Raw genomic sequence first — 18526 nt, 5'->3', positions numbered from 1 at the left:
GACATGGAGCGCCGCGGCGATCCAAATGGATTAGTGGGTCAGGCGGCTGGAAGTTCGGCCCGCGTGTGGGCGCCGACGGTCCGGAGCCAGTCGATCAGGGCATCGTTTCCGCTGGTCAGGGCGGCATCCAGCGGGGTCGTGTCGCCGTATCCGATCCAGTCGACGTCCACGCGATCGGACAGGAGGTACCGGGCGGCGGACAGTTGACCTCCGTGACAGGCGGACCAGAAGGCGCCGGTGAGTTCGCCGGCGGACGGGGAGCCTGCGGCGAGGAACCCCGTGACGCGGTCGAGCAGTCCGAGGGCGGCGGCCTCGTGGAGGCCGGGGCGGGCGCCGAGTTCGAGGAGCCGGCGGGCGGCCCGCCACTGGCCGAAGGCGCACGCGTCGGTGAGCGGGGTGCCGCCGCCGATGACCGCGCCCGGCGCGGCGATGTCGGCTCCGGCCGCGACGAGGGCGTCGAGGGCCTGCACATCGTCGTTGCCGGCGGCCCAGTGCAGCGGGGTCTCGGCGTGCGCCCCGACGAACCGGGCCATCGGGTCGGCCCCGGCGGCGACCAGGGTGCGGATCACCAGCGCGGTGTCCGGCCGGTGGCCGGGCCAGTCCGTGGCGATGTGCAGCAGGCTGCGCTCGCCGGCGCCCGCACACCGCTTGACGATGCGGCCGGCCGCGAGTCCGGGGTGCGCGTCCAGCAGCCGCCGCAGCTCGGGTACGTCGCCGCCCTCGACCGCGGCCGTGACGGCGACGGCGAGCGGATCGCCGGAATCGAGGATCAGCGGCGGGGGCGCTGACGGGTTCGGCATGGGCGGGAGCCTCCTTCCGTGGGCGGAGCCCAGGCTACGAGGCCGGCGCGGCCGCCGCCCGGGTTTCGTACGCCCCCTTGACCCATCTGGTCCAGACCAATAGTTTCCGGCATGCACCGCGCACGCGTCCCGCACCGCTCCCGCCTCCGCAAAGGAAGCCCATGCGCCGCAGCATGCCCGGCAGGCTGGCCGTCGCCGCCTGTTCCCTCTCCCTGCTCACCGCCCTCGCACCCGCCGCCGCCGCCGCCGCGCAGGCCGACACCGGGCACGACCGCTCGTACAAGCGGGTCGGGTACTTCACCCAATGGGGCGTCTACGGACGGGACTTCCAGGTCCAGGACCTGGAGACGAGCGGTACCGCCGGCAAGCTCACCCACATCAACTACGCCTTCGGCAACATCAGCGCCGAGGGCAAGTGCTTCACCGGCAACGTGCCGGGTGAGGCGGACGCATGGGCCGACTACGTGCGCCCGCTCGACGCCGCGAACTCCGTCGACGGCGTAGCCGACAGCGCCGAGCAGCCGCTCGCCGGGAACTTCAACCAGCTGCGGGAGCTCAAGGCCAAGCACCCGGGCCTCAAGGTCCTCCTCTCGCTGGGCGGTTGGAGCTGGTCCACGCACTTCTCGGACGCCGCACTCACACCCGCCTCCCGCCAGGCCCTCGTCCAGTCCTGCATCGACCTCTACATCAAGGGCAACCTGCCTCAGGACGGCGCCCGCGGCGGAGCGGGCGCGGCGGCCGGCCTCTTCGACGGGATCGACCTCGACTGGGAGTGGCCCGGCTCGGCGGGTGACACGGACACCACGTACCGCCCGGAGGACAAGCAGAACTTCGCGGCGCTGGTGAAGGAGTTCCGCACGCAGCTCGACGCGTACGCGCGCGGCCAGAAACGGAAGGAGAAGTACGAGCTGACGGCGTTCGTCCCGACAGCCCCCGCCAAGATCGACGCGGGCTTCGACGTCCGCCGCATCATGCGCGACCTCGACTTCGTGACGCTCCAGGGCTACGACTTCCACGTCTCCGGCGAGCCGACCACCGCCCAGCAGTCCGCGCTCCACGCCCGCGGCGACTTCAGCGCGGCCGGCACGGTGGAGGCCTGGCGCCACCGAGGGGCGCCGGCGCAGAAGCTGGTGATGGGGATGCCGTTCTACGGGCAGGGCTGGACCGGCGTCAGCGGCGGCGGGGACGGCATGGGACAGCCGGCGACGGGCCCGGCGCCGGCGACCTGGGCGGCCGGGTACGAGGACTACAAGGCGCTGAAGAAGCTCGCCGATTCGGGCACGTACAAGGTCTACCGCGACCGCCGGGGCGGCCACGCCTGGCTGTTCGACGGCAGCACTCTGTGGACGTACGACGACCCGCAGGTGCTGCGGACCAAGACGGAGTACATCCGCGAGAACGGGCTGGGCGGCGCGATGTTCTGGTCCCTGGACGCGGACACCGCCGACGGCGAGCTGATGACGGCCGTCGACCGGGGCCTGCACGGCCGCTGACCGACCGACCGGCCGGCCGGCCGGCAGCGAAACCGGCCGAGAGACCGGCAGCGAAACCGGCAGCAAGACCGGCCGAGAGACCGGCGCCGCCGGGCCGCGGAAATCGACCCGGCCCGGCGGCGTCCCACCACGTACGCTCCCCGCCCTGGAGAGCACGACGGTACGGGCGGTCGACCAACTCACCGCACGCTGGGCCCGGCTCGCGGTGACGGGCGAGAAGGGCACCGTCCTCACGGCGGCCGGGATCTGGCCCCTGCTGGCCTTCCTCGCCGACGGCGCGGGCGGACCGGCCCGCGCCGAGCTCGCCGAAGCCCTCGGCATACCCGCCGGGTCCGCGGCCGACGCCGCCCGGAAGCTGCTGACCGCCCTGACCGGCGTACGAGGCCTCCAGGCGGCCACCGGACTGTGGACCAAGGCGCACCTCCCCCTGCACGAACCCTGGCTGACCGGACTCCCGGACGGCGTCCGCGCCACCCTGACCGGCGACGAGGGCACCGACCGCAAGGCCCTCGACGGGTGGGCGGCGGACCGGACCGGCGGGCTGATCGAGCGGATGCCCCTACCCATCGAGAGGGACACCCTGCTGGTCCTCGCCTCGGCGCTCGCGCTGCGGCTGAAGTGGACCCGGCCCTTCCGAACCGGATCCGTCGATCTGTCCGAGGGCCCGTGGGCCGGGCGGTCGGCACTCGCGCTGTACCGCAGCACCTCCCTCCTGGACCGCGCCCGGGTGGCACACACGCCGACCGGCCCGGTGACGCTGCTCGAAGTGGTCGGCGACGGCGGGGTGGACGTCCACCTGGTGCTGGGCGAGACCGGCCGCCCGCCCGTCGAAGGTCCTCGCGGCCGGCACCTCCGTCGTCACCCGGACCGTGCCGTCGACGGGCGCGAGCCTGCTTCCCGAGGGAAACCCGGGGCCGGGGCTGCGCATCGGGACGGTCCGTTCGACCGATCGTGAACCCTGCTTGTGGGTCAAGGCGGTGGCTTTCGATGTCAGCGCGGACCACGATCTCCTCGACCATGCCGGGCTGTTCGGCCTGCACACCGCTGCGGACACCGGCTCCGGGCATTTCCCCGGGATCAGCTCCGCCCCACTGGCCATCTGCTCGGCCCGGCAGTCGGCGATGGCCCGCTTCCACGCCGAAGGCTTCGAAGCCGCGGCCGTGACCGCCCTCGCTTCGGTCCCGGGCTGCGCCCTCCCCCACTACCGGTACCGGGTCCGCCGGGCCGAGGTCGCGTTCCACCGGCCCTTCGGCTTCCTCGCCGCCCACCGCACCTCCCGCCTGGTGCTCGCCGCGGGCTGGGTCGCCGAGCCGGTTACCCTCGCGCCATGACCTCCGAAACGATCACCGCGGCAGCATCCGGCACCTGGCGGCTCGGCGACCTCGCCGTCCGCCGGATCGGCTTCGGCGCGATGCGCCTGACGCACCTCGCCGACGGCTCCCCCACCGACCGTGAGCGGGTGGTCTCCGTACTGCGGCGCGCCGTCGAGCTCGGCGTCAACCACATCGACACCGCCTCCTTCTACTTCTCCCCCTCGCGCTCCGCCAACGAGCTGATCAACCGCGCGCTGGCCCCCTACGCCGAAGACCTCGTCATCACCACCAAGGTGGGACCGGGCCGCGACTGCGCCGGCGAGTGGTGGTGGGCCACGCCCGAGCAGTTGCGCGGGCAGGTCGAGGAGAACCTGCGCCAGCTGGGCCGGGACCACCTGGACGTGGTCAACCTGCGGGTCCCGCGCCGGGAGACCACGGGATCGATCGCCGAGCACTTCGGTGCGCTCGCCGAGCTGCGCACGGCCGGGCTCATCCGCCACCTCGGCGTGTCCAACGTACGGCCCGACCACTTGGCCGAGGCCCGGGCCATCGCTCCCGTCGTCTGCGTACAGAACCCGTACGGGATCGGCTCCCCGGCCGAGGACCACGCCTTCCTCGACGCGTGCGGGCAGCAGGGCACCGCCTTCGTGCCGTTCTTCGCGATCGCCGGCGCGGGCAAGGAGGCCGGGGTGGTCACGGAGGAGGCCGAGCCGGTACGGGCCGTCGCCGAGGCCCATGGCGTGTCGGCGGCGCAGGTGCGGCTCGCCTGGACCCTGAACCGCGGCCCGCACGTACTGGCGATCCCGGGTACCGGAAACCCCGACCACCTCGTCGAGAACATCGCCACCGGGGCGCTGCGGCTGTCCCCGGAGGAGATCGCGCTGCTCTCAGCCGTCTAACCGTGGCCGCGCCCGCGGTGGGCGGCGGCCAGGGCCGCCGTTTCGGGGAACGCCGGGACGCGGCCGGTGCCGCCCCGGCCGGAGACCGAGAGGGAGGCCGCCGCCATGCCGTACGCGACGGCGTCGGCGAGGCCGTCGCCGAGGGCGAGCCGGGCGGTGGTCGTGCCGGTGAAGCAGTCCCCGGCGCCGGTCGCGTCCACCGGATCGGGGTTGACCGGTACGGGGTGGTACTCGGCCCGGGTGCCGTCGTCGAGCAGCAGCCGGCCGGCGCCCGCGGTGACCACGACCGTGCGGGCGCCAAGGGCCCGGTAGCGGGCGGCGGCGGCGCACGGATCTGCGGTGCCGACCAGGGCCTCGGCGTCGGCCGGGCAGGAGGTCTTGAGCAGCCCGGTCAGCGGGGCGATCCGGGCCAGCAGCTCGCGGGCCTCGACCCGACCGGTCAGGCGGGGGCGGAAGTTGGGATCGTACGAGACGTGCCCGCCGGCGCCGCGCACGGTCTGGGCGGCGGCCACCACCGCCTCGCGGCTGCTCGGGGACAGCGCGCCCGTGATCCCGCTGGTGACGAGTGCCTTCGTGCCGGTCAGCAGGTCCCGCCAGGACTCGATGTGCCGGGTGGAGAGGGTGGAACCCGCGCTGTGGGTGCGCCAGTAGACGAAGGCCCGGTCGCCCTCGGCGTCGGAGGCGAGCAGATAGGCGCCGTTGGGGCGCGGGGCGCTGCGCACGTGGGAGACGTCCACGCCGAGCGCGGCCGCGCGGTGCAGGAGCGGGACGCTGAGCTCGTCCTCACCGACGACGGTGAGGAGGGCGGTCCGGGCCCCGGCGGCCGCGGCGGCGGCCGCCGCGTTGAGGGCGTCGCCGGAGTACGAGATACGGGCCGCGGTGCCGTCGGCGGCTTCCCGCAGGGCGCTGTCGGCGTGGATCTCGACGAGGACCTCACCGAGGACGAGGACGTCGTAGCCGGTGTCGTGGCCGGTGTAAGGGCCGGTACGGGGCGCGGGCGCCATCCTCAGCGCCCCGCCGCGGCGCAGCCGGTGCAGCACGGCCGGGCCAGAGCCGCGAAGACGGCGGCCAGTTCGCCCGGATCGTCGGGCAGGCCGCTGCCGATGCCCACGGCGGCCGCCCCGGCGGCGAGCCACTCCCGTGTCTCGGCGGGCCGGATGCCGCCGGTCGGTATGAACAGCGCCCCGGGCAGGACCGCCTTGAGGGAGCGGATGAACTGCGGCCCGCCGACGTGCGCCGGGAACACCTTGGCGGCGCCCGCCGACCGGACGGCGGAGGCGATCTCGCCCGGGGTGAAGCCGCCCTCGACGAAGACCGCCCCGCGCCGGGCGGCGACCGCCCGGACCTCGGGAGCCGGGTAGGGGGAGATCAGGAAGGCCGCGCCCGCGTCGAGGGCGGTCTCGGCCTGGTCGGCGGCGGTGACGGTGCCGACGCCGATCAGGGCGGGCCGGTCGTGCGCGTCGGTGAGCGGGGCGGTCCGGGCTACGGCCTCGGCCCAGCCGGGGGTGGAGGTGGTCAGCTCGACCACGCGGCAGCCGGCGGCCAGCAGGGCGGCGGTCCGGCGGACGGCCTCGTCCGCGTCGGCGTTGCGCAGGACCGGCAGCAGGCGCTGGGCGGCCATCGCGTCGTACGGGTGGCAGGACAAAGGACCCCTCCCTCTCCTTCTGGTCCGCTGCCCACACGCCACTTGTTCCACATAGTGGAACGCAGTACCGTATAGCGGAACCACTTCCCACAGACCCTACCCCCACCCGCCCTGCACTGGGAGAGCGCATGCCCCACGACGGGCCCACGAAGGACGCCGCCGCAGGCCCCGCGCGCGGCGGCCGGACCTCGGCCGCCGGCACGGCGCTGGAGAAGTCGATGCGGATCCTGGAGGCCGTGGCCGCGCCGGGCGGCCCGCACCGGCTCACCGATGTGGTGGCCGCGGCCGCCGTGCCCAAGTCGAGCGCCTACCGGATCCTCGCCTCGCTGACCGAGCAGGGCTTCGTACGCCCGGAAAGCGGATCGCGGTACGGGGTGGGCCCCCGGCTGCGCGGGCTGTCCGCCCTGGTCAGCGGCGGCGAGCCGCACAGCATCGGACGGATCCTCGGCGAGCTGCGCGAGGCGGTCGGCCAGACGGTCCACCTGGCCCTGCACAGCGGAGAGACGCTCACCTACATCCGGAAGCTGGAGAGCGACCAGCCGTTCCAGACGGCCTCCCGGGTCGGGATGCGGATGCCGCTGCACAGCACCGCGATCGGCAAGACCATCCTGGCGCACCTGCCCGAGGAGGAGGTACGGGCGCTGATCGCGAGCGCGGGACTGCCACGCCGCACACCGAGGACGCTGACCGGTCCCAAGGCCCTGCTGACGGAGCTGGAGGCGGTCCGGGCCCGGGGGTTCGCCGTGGACGACGAGGAGAACGAGCCGACCATCCGGTGCATCGGCGCCGCGATCCTGGACCCCGAGGGCCGCCCGATCGGCGGGGTCAGCGTCACCACGGTGACTTTCCTCGTCTCCCGCGAGGAGATCGAGGCGTACGCGCCGGCCCTGCGCGCGGCTACGGAGGCACTCGCCCCACTGCTGTGAACCGCGCAGAAGAATTTTCTTCAGGTTCTTCTTCCGGATAACCGTTATCCGGGCCGCCCTCGACGGTCTCCCAGGTATCGGGCATCATCGACCGCCGGTACGGACAGGGAACCTCACATGACTACACAGCACACGGCAGAGCTGGTGGCAGCCGCCCGCGCGGGCGATCCCCGCGCGCAGGACGAGCTGGTCGGCACCTATCTGCCGCTCGTCTACAACATCGTCGGGCGCGCCCTGAACGGCTCCGTCGACGTGGACGACGTGGTGCAGGACACCATGCTGCGGGCGCTCGACGGGCTCGGCACCCTGCGGTCGGACGACAGTTTCCGCTCCTGGCTGGTCGCGATCGCCATGAACCGGGTGCGGGCGCACTGGCAGGCGCGGCACAGCGCCCCCGGTGAGAGCGGGCTCGAAGCCGCCTGGGAACTGGCCGACCCGGGCGCCGACTTCGTGGACCTGACCGTCCTGCGGCTCCAGCTCGAAGGCCAGCAGCGGGAGACGGCCCGCGCCACCCGCTGGCTGGAGACCGACGACCGGGCGCTGCTGTCGCTGTGGTGGCTGGAGTGCGCCGGCGAGCTGACCCGTGCCGAGGTGGCCACGGCCCTCGAACTGTCCCCGCAGCACACGGCGGTGCGGGTACAGCGGATGAAGGCGCAGCTGGAGTCGGCCCGGGTGGTGGAGCGGGCGCTGGGAACGCAGCCGCCGTGCGAGGGTCTGCGTGGGGTCACGGGCACCTGGAACGGGGTGCCGTCGACGCTGTGGCGCAAGCGAATAGCCCGGCACGCGCGTGAGTGCGTACGGTGCGCAGGGCTGTGGAGCGGACTGCTCCCGGCGGAGGGGCTGCTGGCGGGCCTGGCCCTGGTCCCGGTCTCGATGGCGCTGCTGGCGGGCATACGGTCGGCCGCGGCCGCCGGCTACGTCCCGGCGGGCGCGGGCTTCGCCCCGGCCGACGCGGCGTACGCGTACGACGGCGGCGCGGGCGCGGGCACCGGCTTCGACGGCACGGGCTTCGACACGGGCTTCGACAGCACGGGCTTCGACGGCACGGACGCCTCCGACGCCGCGACGCAGCTCACCCCCACGGTCTCCGCCCAGGGCGGCGTACCGGACGTCACCGCCGGCGGCGGCCGCAGCGTCCTGCGCAAGCGCCGCCAGGGCCGCCGCCGCGCGGTCGGCGGCGCGGTGCTCGCCGCGTGCGTCGCGGGTGGCGGGCTCGCGTACCTCGGCGGGTTCCCCGGCTCGGGCGACAAGGACACCGGCGCCTCGCCCGCCGCCCCGCTGTCCGCGCTGGCGGCCCCCGACCCCGGCTCCGCGTCCCCCTCGGACTCGGCCTCGCCCTCCGCGTCGGCCTCCCCGTCCCCCTCCCCCTCGGCATCCGCCTCGCCGAGCCCGTCCGCCGAGAGCCCGACGCCGAGTCCCACGCCGACCAAGTCCAAGGCTCCGGCTCCGCGCCCCTCGGCGCCCGCTCCGGGACCCGCCCCGGCGGGCGTCGCCGGCCAGGTCATCGCGCTGGTCAACTCCGAGCGCGCGGCGGCCGGCTGCGGCCCCCTGAAGGAGGACCCGCAGCTGCGGTCGGCCGCCCAGGGGCACTCCGACGACATGGCGGCCCGCGACTTCTTCGATCACACCAACCCCGACGGCGCCGACCCGGGGAAGCGGACGACGGCCGCCGGGTACCGCTGGTCGACGTACGGCGAGAACATCGCACGGGGCCAGCAGACCGCGGCCTCGGTCATGGACTCGTGGATGAAGAGCCCGGGCCACCGCGCCAACATCCTCAACTGCTCCTTCAAGGACATCGGCGTCGGCATCCACACGGGCCCGGGCGGCCCCTGGTGGACGCAGAACTTCGGCGCCAAGATGTGATCCGGACGCTCCGCTCGCGGCGCGGACCCGCACGCTTCACATTTCGTGCAGGATGGAGTCTGGAGCCGAAAGGGCTGATCAGAGCCGAAGCGAGCGGACGGAGCAGGGCGCATGGCGAGGAAAGAGCTCCGTCCGCACCAGCGGGAGGCCGTCGACGCGGTGCTCCGGGCGCTGGAACTGCCCGCCGGTGGACGGGTGCCCGGGGCCGGGCTGCGGACCCAGGTGATCATGGCCACCGGCTCCGGCAAGTCCCTGGTCGCCGTGCGCTCGGCCGAGGAGCTGCGCGCCGGGCGGGTGCTGGTGCTCGTGCCCTCGCTGGACCTGCTCGTACAGACGGCGGCGGCCTGGCGGGAGGGCGGCCGGACCGGTCGCGCGCTCGCGGTGTGCTCCCTGCGCCCCACGGACGCGGGCATGCCGGCCACGACCGATCCGGCCGAACTGGCCCGCTGGGCGGGCCCGTCGGCGGACCGGGTGACGGTATACGCCACGTACGCCTCGCTGGGCCTCGGCACGATCGAACAGGCCCACCTCGCCGGGCTGCCGGGCTGGGACCTGATCGTGGTCGACGAGGCGCACCGTACGTCCGGCCGGATCGGGAAACCGTGGGCCGTGGTGCACGACAACACCCGGATCCCCTCCGTCCGGCGGCTGTACATGACGGCCACGCCCCGGGTCTGGGCGGACGGCGCGGAGGAGGGCGAGGAGAGCGGCCGCGGGCGGGGCGAGCTCGTCGCGTCCATGGAGGACGACCCCGGCGGCCCCTTCGGCGCACGCTGCCACACCCTGACCCTCGCGGAGGCCATCGACCGCGGCATCTGCGCCCCGTACCGGGTGGTGTGCGTGGACGTCAGCGATCCGGGGTTCCAGGCGGCCGTGCTGCTGGGCGCGGACGCGCGCTCCGACGCCGTGCGCGGGTCCCGGCTGGCGGCCCTGCAGGCGGCGCTGGTGAAGGCCGCCGCCGACCAGGGGTTCCGGCGGACCCTCGTCTTCCATCACCTGACCCGGGAGGCCGAGGCGTTCGCCGCCGGGCTGCCGGCGGTGGCGCGGCGGCTACGGGCCGCCGCCGACGCGCCGAAGCCGGTGTACCCCCGTACGGTCTGGGCGGACTGGCTGTGCGGGCAGCACACGGCGGCGCACCGGCGGCGGGTGCTGGCGGAGTTCGCGGCGGACGGGGGCGCGGACAAGGCCTTCCTCGGCAGCGTCCGGGTGCTGGGCGAGGGCGTGGACACCAAGGAGTGCGATTCCGTCTTCTGGGCCGACGTACGGGGGTCCATGCCGGATCTGGTCCAGGCCGTCGGGCGGGCGCTGCGCATCCAGCCCGGCGAGGGCAAGGTCGCCTCGCTGGTGGTGCCCGTACTGCTGGGGCCGGACGAGAGCGCCGAGTCGATGCTGACCTCGCGGGCGTACGGGGACCTCGCGCGGCTGCTGGAGGCGCTGCGGGCGCACGACACCCGGCTGGTCGAATCGCTGGCTCAGCCGCAGGCGCCGAGCCGGCCGCGGGCGGGGTCCGAGGCCGTGGCCGGAGCGGGAGCCGAAGCCGGGATGCGGGCCGGGGCGCGGGCCCTGCTGAGCTTCTCCACCCCGCGGGATCCGGCGCTGCTGGCGGCGTTCATCCGGCTGCGGGTGCTGCATCCGGAGCGCGAGCACTGGCGGCGCGGGGTGGAGGCCGCCCGGGTCTACGCGGCCGGGGCCGGGGATCTGCGGGTGCCGTTCGCGTTCAAGGTGCCGGCCGGGCCGCCCGTCGTGCCGGGTCCGCAGGCCGGTACGCAGGCCGGTCCGCAGGCCGGTCCGCAGGCCCCCGCCGAGGCCTGGCCGCCCGGGCTGGCCCGGTTCCCGCTCGGCCAATGGATCGCGGACGTGCGGCGCACCCACCGCCGGGGCGCCCTCGGCCGGGGGCGGGTCGCGGAGCTCGACGAACTCGGCATGGTGTGGAGCCACTTCGACGTGGCGTACGAGGAGGGGCTCGCGGCGGCCCGCGGCTGGGCGGCGGAACACGGCCACCTGCTGCCCCCGGCGGAGGCCACCTGGCGCGGAGCACCGGTCGGGGTCTGGGTCAAGAACCAGCGGGCCGCCGCCCGCCGCGAGGGCCCGGGCGCCCTGTCGGAGGAGCGCCGCGAGGCCCTGGAGGAGATCGACGCGTCGTGGTGCCCGGCCTGGGACATCTCCTGGCAGCGCGCCTTCCACCTGACCCGCGTCCACCTCGACGCGGGCGGCCGGCTGCCGCTCGCCCCCGGCGAGGTGGTCGTCCAGGGCGAGGACCTGGGCCGGTGGGTACGCGGTCAGCGGCTGGCCTGGGAGCAGCTGACCTGGGCGCAGCGCTGGCTGCTGGAGCACACGCTCGGGGTGATGGAGGCGAGCGCGTCCGAGCGCCCGCGGCCGCGGCGCACACAGGCCGAGAAGTGGGCGGAACACCTCGCCGCGGCCCGCCGGTTCCACACCCGCGAGCAGCACCTGCGGGTCCCGCGCGCCCATGTGGAACGGGTCGGCGCGCAGGACGTCCGCCTGGGTGTCTGGATCGCGAATCAGCGCTCGCGCGCATCGGCCCTGCCCCCGGACCGGATCGCCGCCCTCGACGCACTCGGCATGCGCTGGTCGACGCCCGCCTGAGCGCGCCCGGCCGGGGCACGGACCAGCCGGGGCACGGACTAGTGGTGGAATCCCGAGCGGGGCTCGGTCGCCGGTACCGGCGGGGGTGCGGCGGTGAGGTGTTCCACCGCGTTGCGCAGGTCCGTGACGAGCAGGGCGATCTGGTCGCGGGTCACGCCGTGCCGGATCAGCACGCGCTGGATGACGGTGTCGTCGCGGTCGGCCGGCAGCGGGTACGAGGGCACCTGCCAGCCGCGCATCCGCAGCCGGTCGGAGAGGTCGTACAGGCTGAAGCCGGCCGCGGCCTGGTCGGTGAGCCGGTAGGAGACGGCGGGGAGGCCGCCGGTGCCGTCGTACAGGATCGTGAAGGGGCCCATCCTGGCGATCTCCCCGGCCAGGTACTGCGCGGTGTCGGCGCAGGCCTGCTGGACGCGCCGGTAGCCGCCGCGGCCGAGCCGCAGGAACAGGTAGTACTGGGCGATGACCTCGCCGCCGGGGCGGGAGAAGTTGAGGGCGAAGGTCGGCATGTCGCCGCCGAGGTAGTCCACGTCGAAGACGAGCTCCGGGGGCAGCAGGTCGCCGGTGCGCCACACGATCCAGCCGACGCCGAGGGGAGCGAGCCCGTACTTGTGCCCGGAGGCGTTGACGGAGGCGACGCGCGGCAGCCGGAAGTCCCACACCACGGCGGGGTGGAGGAAGGGGGCGACGAAGCCGCCGCTGGCCCCGTCCACGTGGATCGGGACGTCCCAGCCGTGCTCGGCCTGGATCCGGTCGAGTTCGGCCGCGATCTCGGCGACGGGCTCGTAGTCGCAGGTGTAGGTGACGCCGAGGATGGCGACGACGCCGATGGTGTTCTCGTCGACGTACTCGGCGAGCTGGTGGGGGCGCAGCCCGGTGGCGTCCGCCTCGAGCGGGACCTGGCGCAGCTCGACGTCGAAGTAGCGGGCGAACTTCTCCCAGCAGATCTGGACCGGCCCGCACACCAGGTTGGGCCGGTCGACGGGGAGGCCCTGGGCCTGGCGGCGGGTGCGCCAGCGCCATTTGAGGGCCAGGCCGCCGAGCATTGCGGCCTCGCTGGACCCGGTGGTGGAGCAGCCGGTGGCCCGGACTCCGGACGGTGCGTTCCACAGGTCGGCCAGGATGTTGATGCAGCGGGCCTCGATCTCGGCCGTCTGCGGGTACTCGTCCTTGTCGATCATGTTCTTGTCGAGGCACAGGTTCATCAGGCGGTGCACGCCGTCGTCCGACCAGGTGGTGCAGAAGGTGGCCAGGTTCTGTGCCGCGTTGCCGTCGAGGAGGAGCTCGTTGCTGAGCAGCTCGTAGACCACCTCGGTGGGCGAGTGGTCCTCGGGCATCCGGTACTTCGGGAGGACCTGGCCGCTCAGCGCGGACGCGAAAACGTCCGTGTCGGCGTCGACGGCGTTCGCGTCTTTCGTCTCGTGGAGAGCCATATCCGGACTATAAGTGACTGATCCTCACAAATATCGCTTTAGCCGCCTGAGTGGAGAATTCAGATGCGCCACCGAGAGTTTCCGGCCGACTCCGCGGCGTGACCCCCTCCATGGGGGCGGTGTGCGACCGGATTACTTACTGTCCAGTACGCTTTTGTACGAAGATCTTCCCGTCCGGGTCGCTGGAGTCGGTTCGGACGGGAAGATCGACCAAGTGGTTCTATCGGCAACTTATCCGCTGATGTCCGGATACCGGTCAACGGCCCCTGCCGTCCTGATAGTTCTTCGGCCCATGAACAAGATCACCCGCCGGCAGGCCTTGGGCACCGCAGCCGGCGCACTCTCCGCCCTCGGCATAGCCGGCGCCACCGCGCACGCAGCCGCCGCCGACTCCCGCGCCTCCATACCCACCGGCACGGTCGACGAGGTGTACCAGGGCCGCCGCATCCAGATCACCCCGGGCGCGGCCGGGGGCGGCCACCACGGCGGCCATCACGGAGGCGGCCACGACGGCCTGCCCACCGTCCGGATAGACGGACGCGAACTGCACGTCATGCGCAACGCCGACGGCACCTGGATCAGCGTGGTCAACCACTACGAGACCTTCGCCGATCCGACCTCGCTCGCCCGCGCCGCCGTGCGCGAGCTCCAGGGCGCCGTCCTCGCCCCCTTCGCGCCCATGGGAGGCACGGCATGACCGTCCGCAAGAACCAGGCCGCCCTCACCCCCGAGGAGAAGCGCGCCTTCACCAACGCGCTGCTCGAACTCAAGCGCACCGGCTCGTACGACCGCTTCGTGACCACCCACAACGGGTTCATCATGAACGACACCGACTCGGGCGACCGGGTGGGCCACCGCTCCCCCTCCTTCCTGCCCTGGCACCGCCGCTTCCTGCTGGAGTTCGAGGCCGCGCTGCAGAAAGTGGATCCGAAGGTTTCGCTCCCGTACTGGGACTGGACCGCGGACCGCACCTCCCGCTCCTCCCTCTGGGCCGCCGACTTCCTCGGCGGCACCGGCCGGGCCCGCGACGGGCAGGTCATGGACGGGCCGTTCGCGTACGCCACCGGGAAGTTCAATGTGAACGTACGGGTGGACGGGCGCGCCTACCTGCGCCGCGCGCTGGGCGAGGGCGTGGCCGAACTGCCGACCAAGGCCGAGGTGGAAGCCGTCCTCGCCATGCCGGTGTACGACATGGCCCCCTGGAACAGCTCCTCGAACGGCTTCCGCAACCACCTGGAGGGCTGGCGCGGCGCCAACCTGCACAACCGGGTGCACGTCTGGGTCGGCGGCCAGATGGCCACCGGGGCCTCACCCAACGACCCGGTGTTCTGGATGCACCACGCCTACATCGACAAGCTGTGGGCCGAGTGGCAGGCCCGCCACCCGCAGTCCACGTACCTGCCGGCCGCCGGCACCGCGAACGTCGTCGACCTGCACGACACCATGCGACCGTGGAACGACGTGGCCCCGGCCGACCTGCTGGACCACCGGAAGTTCTACACCTTCGACACGGAACCGGTCCCGGCCGCCGCCAGCCAGCGGTAGTGCAGTTCGGGGCGGCCGACCTGCCCGTAGCGGGGGGTGCGGTCCGCCCGCCCGGTGTCCACCAGGTGCTCCAGGTAGCGGCGGGCCGTGATCCGCGAGATCCCGGCCGCCTCGGCCGCCCCCGCTGCGGTCAGCCCCTCGGGCGCCGCCCGCAGCAGCGCGCCGACCCGGTCCAGGGTCGGCGCGCTCAGCCCTTTCGGGAGCTCGGCGGGGCCCGGGGCGCGCAGGGCGGCGAGCGCCCGGTCCACGTCGTCCTGGCCGGCGGCCTCCCCCGCGGTGGCGCGGAACTCGGCGTAGCGCAGCAGCCGTTCGCGCAGCGTCGGGAAGGCGAACGGCTTCAGTACGTACTGGACCACGCCGAGCGAGACGCTCTCGCGTACCACGGCCAGGTCCCGCGCCGAGGTCACGACGATCACGTCCACGGGATGCCCGGAGGCCCGCAGCCGGCGGGCGAAGCGCAGCCCGTGCCCGTCGGGCAGGGTGAGGTCGAGCAGCAGCAGGTCGACCCGGGTCCGCTCCAGGACGCGGGTGGCCCCGGCGAGCGAGTGGACGGCGCCGACTGCGGTGAAGCCGGGCACTCGGCCGACGTACAGGGCGTGCGCGTCGGCGGCGACGGGGTCGTCCTCGACCACCAGCACCCGCACGTCGGGCGCCCCGGGGGTCTCGCGAGCCTCGCGGGCTTCGTCGCTCATGCTGTCGGCTCCCTTCGCATGGGCAGTCGTACGGTGAACTCGGCTCCCCCGCCCGGCCCTTCGGCGACGACCGCGCTGCCGCCGTGCCGGTGGGCCACCTGCCGGACCAGGGCGAGGCCGAGGCCGCGCCCCTCCCCCTTGCCCGACCAGCCGCGCAGGAACACATCGGAGGCGGCGCCCGCGGGCAGCCCGGGGCCGTTGTCGGCGACGCGGAGCAGCAGTCCGTCCCCGTCGGGCCGGACGGTGACCGCGATCCGGGCCCCGGGGACGCCGGTGAGGGCGTCGACGGCGTTGTCGAGGAGGTTGCCCAGCACGGTGACGAGGTCCCGGGCCGACAGGGTTCCGGTGCGGCCGACGACGGCTCGGCTGTCGGGGGTGACGACCAGTTCGACTCCGCGCTCGTGCGCCTGGGCGGCCTTGCCGAGCAACAGGGCCACCAGGACGGGCTCTCCGACGCCGGTGACGACCTCGTCGGTGAGGGCCTGGGCCAGCTCCAGTTCGGCGGTGGCGAATTCCACCGCCTCGTCCGCGCGGCCGAGCTCGATGAGGGAGACCACGGTGTGCAGCCGGTTGGCGGCCTCGTGGGCCTGGGAGCGCAGCGCCTCGGTGAATCCGCGTTCCTGATCCAGCTCGCCGGTGAGCGACTGGAGTTCGGTGTGGTCGCGGAGGGTGACCACGGTGCCGCGGCGGCCGCCGCCCGCGACGGGAGAGCTGTTGAGGACGAGCACCCGGTCCGCGGTCAGGTGCACCTCGTCCACGCGGGGCCGGTCGGCGAGCAGGGCGCCGGTGAGCGGGGCGGGCAGTCCGAGATCGGCGGCGCCGGTGCCCCGGACGTCCCCCCGCAGGCCGAGCAGTTCGCGTCCGGCGTCGTTGATGAGGGTGATCCGGCGCTGGCCGTCGAGCATGAGCAGGCCCTCGCGGACCCCGTGGAGGGCCGCCTGGTGGTAGTCGTACATCCGGCTGAGCTCGGCCGCGTTCATCCCGTGGGTGTGCCGGCGCAGCCGGGCGTTGACGACGTACGTGCCGGCTCCGCCGAGGGCGAGGGCACCGGCCGCGACCCAGGCGAGGGCGGTGAGCTGCTCGGCGAGCCGGGCGCTGATCGCGCGGACGGTGATGCCGGCGCTGACCATGCCGGTCACCCGGCCGTCGTCCATGAGCGGGGTGACCACGCGGATGGAGGGCCCGAGGGTGCCGGTGTAGGTCTCGCTGAAGGTCTCGCCGCGCAGGGCGGGGGCGGTGTTCCCCATGAAGGGCTCGCCGATGCGGTGGGGATCGGGGTGGGTCCAGCGCCGCCCGTCCGGCGCCATGATCGTCACGAAGTCCACCCCGGAGTCCACGCGGACCCGCTCGGCGTAGGGCTGGAGCGCGGCCGAGGGGTCACCGCCGGCCGCGGCCCCGCGTACGGCCTCGCGTACGGACGGGGAGTCGGCGACCGCGCGGGCCACGGCCCCCGCCTGGCGCCGGGCGGCCTCCTCGGCCTGCCCGCGGGCGGTGGCGTACGCGAAGACCGCGCAGCCGGCCACGACCACGGCGACCAGCAGCACCTGCATGGCGAAGAGCTGGCCGGCGAGGCTGCGCGGCGGTCGAGGGAAACGGAACATGGCGCTCAGTGTGCACCGGGCCGTGAACTCAATGAACGCAAGGGTGACCGGGGTCACGGCCTCGGGCGATGGTCCTCCCGGGACGTATTCACCACCAGGAGGCGAGCCGTGGCCGGCAGACGCGACAAGACCCACTACCTGTACATCGCGGTGATCGCCGCGGTGCTCCTCGGCATCGCCGTCGGCTTCGCCGCACCCGGCACGGCCGTGGAGCTCAAGCCGCTGGGCACCGGCTTCGTCAACCTCATCAAGATGATGATCTCGCCCGTGATCTTCTGCACGATCGTGCTGGGCATCGGGTCGGTGCGCAAGGCCGCGAAGGTCGGCGCCGTGGGCGGCCTCGCCCTCGGCTACTTCATGGTCATGTCCACGGTGGCGCTGGCGATCGGGCTGCTCGTCGGGAACCTGCTGGAGCCGGGCAGCGGACTGCACCTGACCGAGGCCGTCAAGCACGCCGGTGAGGCGCAGGCCAAGGCGGGCGGGGCGCAGAGCACGCCCGAGTTCCTGCTCGGGATCATCCCGACCACCCTGGTCTCCGCCTTCACCGGCGGGCAGGTGCTCCAGACACTGCTCGTGGCGCTGCTGTGCGGGTTCGCGCTCCAGGCCATGGGCACGGCGGGCGAGCCGCTGCTGCGCGGGATCGGGCACGTGCAGAAGCTGGTCTTCCGGGTACTGGCGATGATCATGTGGGCGGCGCCGGTGGGCGCGTTCGGCGCGATCGCGGCGGTGGTCGGCGCGACCGGGATGGACGCGCTGAAGTCACTGGCCGTCATCATGATCGGCTTCTACACGACCTGCCTGCTGTTCGTGTTCGTGGTGCTCGGCACCCTGCTGCGGGTGTGCACCGGTCTCAACGTCTTCTCGCTGCTGCGCTACCTGGGCCGCGAGTTCCTGCTGATCCTCTCCACCTCCTCCTCGGAGTCGGCGCTGCCCCGGCTGATCGCGAAGATGGAGCACCTGGGCGTCTCGAAGCCGGTGGTCGGCATCACGGTGCCGACGGGCTACTCGTTCAACCTGGACGGGACCGCGATCTACCTGACGATGTCCTCGCTGTTCATCGCGGAGGCCATGGGCAAGCCGCTGGCCATCGGTGAGCAGATCTCGCTGCTGCTGTTCATGATCGTCGCCTCGAAGGGCGCGGCGGGTGTGACGGGCGCGGGGCTCGCGACGCTGGCCGGCGGGCTGCAGTCGCACCGGCCGGAGCTCGTCGACGGCGTCGGGCTGATCGTGGGCATCGACCGGTTCATGAGCGAGGCCCGGGCGCTGACGAACTTCGCGGGCAACGCGGTGGCGACGGTGCTCATCGGCACCTGGACCAAGGAGTTCGACCGCGAGCGGGCCACCGAAGTCCTCGCGGGACGCCTGGAGTTCGACGAGACCACGCTGATCGACGACGGCCACGGCGCGGAGCTCCCCACCGTGCCCGCCCCGTCGTCGGCCGGCGCCAAGGACGGCGTACCGGTCTGACCGGAACGCCCGTCACGGGCCGGCCGGGCCGGGCTCGCCCCCACGGTGCCCGGGCCGGTCGGCCCGCACAGCCCCTTCACACCGCCCTCACGCCGCCCCATGGTCGATATTCGGCCACGGGGCGGTTAAGTGTCGTGCGGTAAAAGGTACTTCCATACCGGGGCACGCGTCTGACATCTTGCGTCCACCACTCGTTTCGTACGGCCCGGTAGGTGTCATGAGCACCTCCAGGTCGTCTTCGG

General features: G+C 73.7%; 16 protein-coding genes. 10 read left to right on the top strand and 6 right to left on the bottom strand.

Going from position 1 to position 18526, the window contains the following annotated elements; translation table 11 throughout:
• Positions 1–38: 38 nt before the first annotated feature.
• Positions 39–800 carry an ankyrin repeat domain-containing protein gene (locus ACIQU4_RS06565; RefSeq protein ID WP_403726647.1) on the bottom strand — a complete coding sequence of 254 codons (762 nt, stop codon included), beginning with the start codon at positions 798–800 and terminating at the stop codon, positions 39–41.
• Positions 801–961: 161 nt separating this feature from the next.
• Between ACIQU4_RS06565 and ACIQU4_RS06560 the strand changes: the two genes are divergently transcribed.
• From ACIQU4_RS06560 to ACIQU4_RS06545, 4 genes are all read left to right on the top strand, one after another.
• The gene (locus ACIQU4_RS06560) at positions 962–2293 is read left to right on the top strand and encodes a glycoside hydrolase family 18 protein (protein ID WP_403726644.1); all 1332 of its coding nucleotides are present in this window, start codon (positions 962–964) and stop codon (positions 2291–2293) included.
• Between the two features lie 205 nt (positions 2294–2498).
• Positions 2499–3248 carry a serpin family protein gene (locus ACIQU4_RS06555; protein WP_403726641.1) on the top strand — a complete coding sequence of 250 codons (750 nt, stop codon included), beginning with the start codon at positions 2499–2501 and terminating at the stop codon, positions 3246–3248.
• Between the two features lie 22 nt (positions 3249–3270).
• A complete protein-coding gene (locus ACIQU4_RS06550) occupies positions 3271–3624 on the top strand; it encodes a serpin family protein (protein WP_403726638.1) in 354 nt (117 codons plus the stop codon).
• Entirely contained in the window at positions 3621–4505 is an 885-nt protein-coding gene (locus ACIQU4_RS06545; RefSeq protein WP_403726635.1) for an aldo/keto reductase, read from the top strand. The genes ACIQU4_RS06550 and ACIQU4_RS06545 overlap by 4 nt, the downstream gene beginning before the upstream one ends.
• Here ACIQU4_RS06545 and ACIQU4_RS06540 read toward each other — a convergent pair.
• Complete coding sequence (locus tag ACIQU4_RS06540; protein WP_403726633.1) at positions 4502–5509, bottom strand: sugar kinase; 1008 nt, start codon at positions 5507–5509, stop codon at positions 4502–4504. The genes ACIQU4_RS06545 and ACIQU4_RS06540 overlap by 4 nt on opposite strands.
• 2 nt (positions 5510–5511) lie before the next feature.
• Positions 5512–6150 (bottom strand): bifunctional 4-hydroxy-2-oxoglutarate aldolase/2-dehydro-3-deoxy-phosphogluconate aldolase, encoded by a 639-nt coding sequence (locus ACIQU4_RS06535; RefSeq protein ID WP_403726630.1) that lies wholly within the window; start codon positions 6148–6150, stop codon positions 5512–5514.
• A 128-nt stretch (positions 6151–6278) separates the two neighbouring features.
• Between ACIQU4_RS06535 and ACIQU4_RS06530 the strand changes: the two genes are divergently transcribed.
• From ACIQU4_RS06530 to ACIQU4_RS06520, 3 genes are all read left to right on the top strand, one after another.
• Entirely contained in the window at positions 6279–7076 is a 798-nt protein-coding gene (locus ACIQU4_RS06530) for an IclR family transcriptional regulator (RefSeq protein ID WP_403726628.1), read from the top strand.
• 117 nt (positions 7077–7193) lie between these two features.
• Complete coding sequence (locus tag ACIQU4_RS06525) at positions 7194–8942, top strand: sigma-70 family RNA polymerase sigma factor (RefSeq protein ID WP_403726626.1); 1749 nt, start codon at positions 7194–7196, stop codon at positions 8940–8942.
• Between the two features lie 111 nt (positions 8943–9053).
• The gene (locus tag ACIQU4_RS06520) at positions 9054–11549 is read left to right on the top strand and encodes a Helicase associated domain protein (RefSeq protein WP_403726623.1); all 2496 of its coding nucleotides are present in this window, start codon (positions 9054–9056) and stop codon (positions 11547–11549) included.
• 38 nt (positions 11550–11587) lie between these two features.
• Here ACIQU4_RS06520 and ACIQU4_RS06515 read toward each other — a convergent pair whose 3' ends face one another.
• Complete coding sequence (locus ACIQU4_RS06515; protein ID WP_403726620.1) at positions 11588–12979, bottom strand: glutamate decarboxylase; 1392 nt, start codon at positions 12977–12979, stop codon at positions 11588–11590.
• 292 nt (positions 12980–13271) lie between these two features.
• Here ACIQU4_RS06515 and ACIQU4_RS06510 point away from each other — a divergent pair, with 292 nt between their 5' ends.
• Both ACIQU4_RS06510 and ACIQU4_RS06505 read left to right on the top strand, forming a co-directional pair.
• Positions 13272–13676, top strand: a complete 405-nt coding sequence (locus ACIQU4_RS06510) for a tyrosinase family oxidase copper chaperone (protein WP_403726617.1) — start codon at positions 13272–13274, stop codon at positions 13674–13676.
• Positions 13673–14524 (top strand): tyrosinase family protein, encoded by an 852-nt coding sequence (locus ACIQU4_RS06505; protein ID WP_403726614.1) that lies wholly within the window; start codon positions 13673–13675, stop codon positions 14522–14524. The genes ACIQU4_RS06510 and ACIQU4_RS06505 overlap by 4 nt, the downstream gene beginning before the upstream one ends.
• Here ACIQU4_RS06505 and ACIQU4_RS06500 read toward each other — a convergent pair.
• Both ACIQU4_RS06500 and ACIQU4_RS06495 read right to left on the bottom strand, forming a co-directional pair.
• Positions 14476–15216: a response regulator gene (locus ACIQU4_RS06500; RefSeq protein WP_403726611.1), complete on the bottom strand. Its 741-nt coding sequence runs from the start codon at positions 15214–15216 to the stop codon at positions 14476–14478. The genes ACIQU4_RS06505 and ACIQU4_RS06500 overlap by 49 nt on opposite strands.
• Positions 15213–16817 (bottom strand): ATP-binding protein, encoded by a 1605-nt coding sequence (locus ACIQU4_RS06495; protein WP_403726608.1) that lies wholly within the window; start codon positions 16815–16817, stop codon positions 15213–15215. Before ACIQU4_RS06495 ends, ACIQU4_RS06500 begins: the two co-directional genes overlap by 4 nt.
• A gap of 108 nt (positions 16818–16925) precedes the next feature.
• Between ACIQU4_RS06495 and ACIQU4_RS06490 the strand changes: the two genes are divergently transcribed.
• Positions 16926–18284: a cation:dicarboxylate symporter family transporter gene (locus ACIQU4_RS06490; protein WP_403726605.1), complete on the top strand. Its 1359-nt coding sequence runs from the start codon at positions 16926–16928 to the stop codon at positions 18282–18284.
• Positions 18285–18526 lie beyond the last annotated feature (242 nt).

The sequence above is a fragment of the Streptomyces sp. NPDC090741 genome, assembly GCF_044769045.1.
Classification (GTDB): Bacteria; Actinomycetota; Actinomycetes; order Streptomycetales; family Streptomycetaceae; genus Streptomyces.
The sequence above is the reverse complement of the archived record's forward strand: the minus strand, read 5'-3'. Positions and strand labels throughout refer to the sequence as shown.

Coding starts and splice junctions, on each gene's coding strand:
- ACIQU4_RS06530 (WP_403726628.1), top strand. CDS start 6,279: ATGCCCCACGACGGGCCCACGAAGGACGCCGCCGCAGGCCCCGCGCGC.
- ACIQU4_RS06515 (WP_403726620.1), bottom strand. CDS start 12,979: ATGGCTCTCCACGAGACGAAAGACGCGAACGCCGTCGACGCCGACACG.
- ACIQU4_RS06510 (WP_403726617.1), top strand. CDS start 13,272: ATGAACAAGATCACCCGCCGGCAGGCCTTGGGCACCGCAGCCGGCGCA.
- ACIQU4_RS06500 (WP_403726611.1), bottom strand. CDS start 15,216: ATGAGCGACGAAGCCCGCGAGGCTCGCGAGACCCCCGGGGCGCCCGAC.
- ACIQU4_RS06565 (WP_403726647.1), bottom strand. CDS start 800: ATGCCGAACCCGTCAGCGCCCCCGCCGCTGATCCTCGATTCCGGCGAT.
- ACIQU4_RS06545 (WP_403726635.1), top strand. CDS start 3,621: ATGACCTCCGAAACGATCACCGCGGCAGCATCCGGCACCTGGCGGCTC.
- ACIQU4_RS06495 (WP_403726608.1), bottom strand. CDS start 16,817: ATGTTCCGTTTCCCTCGACCGCCGCGCAGCCTCGCCGGCCAGCTCTTC.
- ACIQU4_RS06560 (WP_403726644.1), top strand. CDS start 962: ATGCGCCGCAGCATGCCCGGCAGGCTGGCCGTCGCCGCCTGTTCCCTC.
- ACIQU4_RS06505 (WP_403726614.1), top strand. CDS start 13,673: ATGACCGTCCGCAAGAACCAGGCCGCCCTCACCCCCGAGGAGAAGCGC.
- ACIQU4_RS06520 (WP_403726623.1), top strand. CDS start 9,054: ATGGCGAGGAAAGAGCTCCGTCCGCACCAGCGGGAGGCCGTCGACGCG.
- ACIQU4_RS06525 (WP_403726626.1), top strand. CDS start 7,194: ATGACTACACAGCACACGGCAGAGCTGGTGGCAGCCGCCCGCGCGGGC.
- ACIQU4_RS06540 (WP_403726633.1), bottom strand. CDS start 5,509: ATGGCGCCCGCGCCCCGTACCGGCCCTTACACCGGCCACGACACCGGC.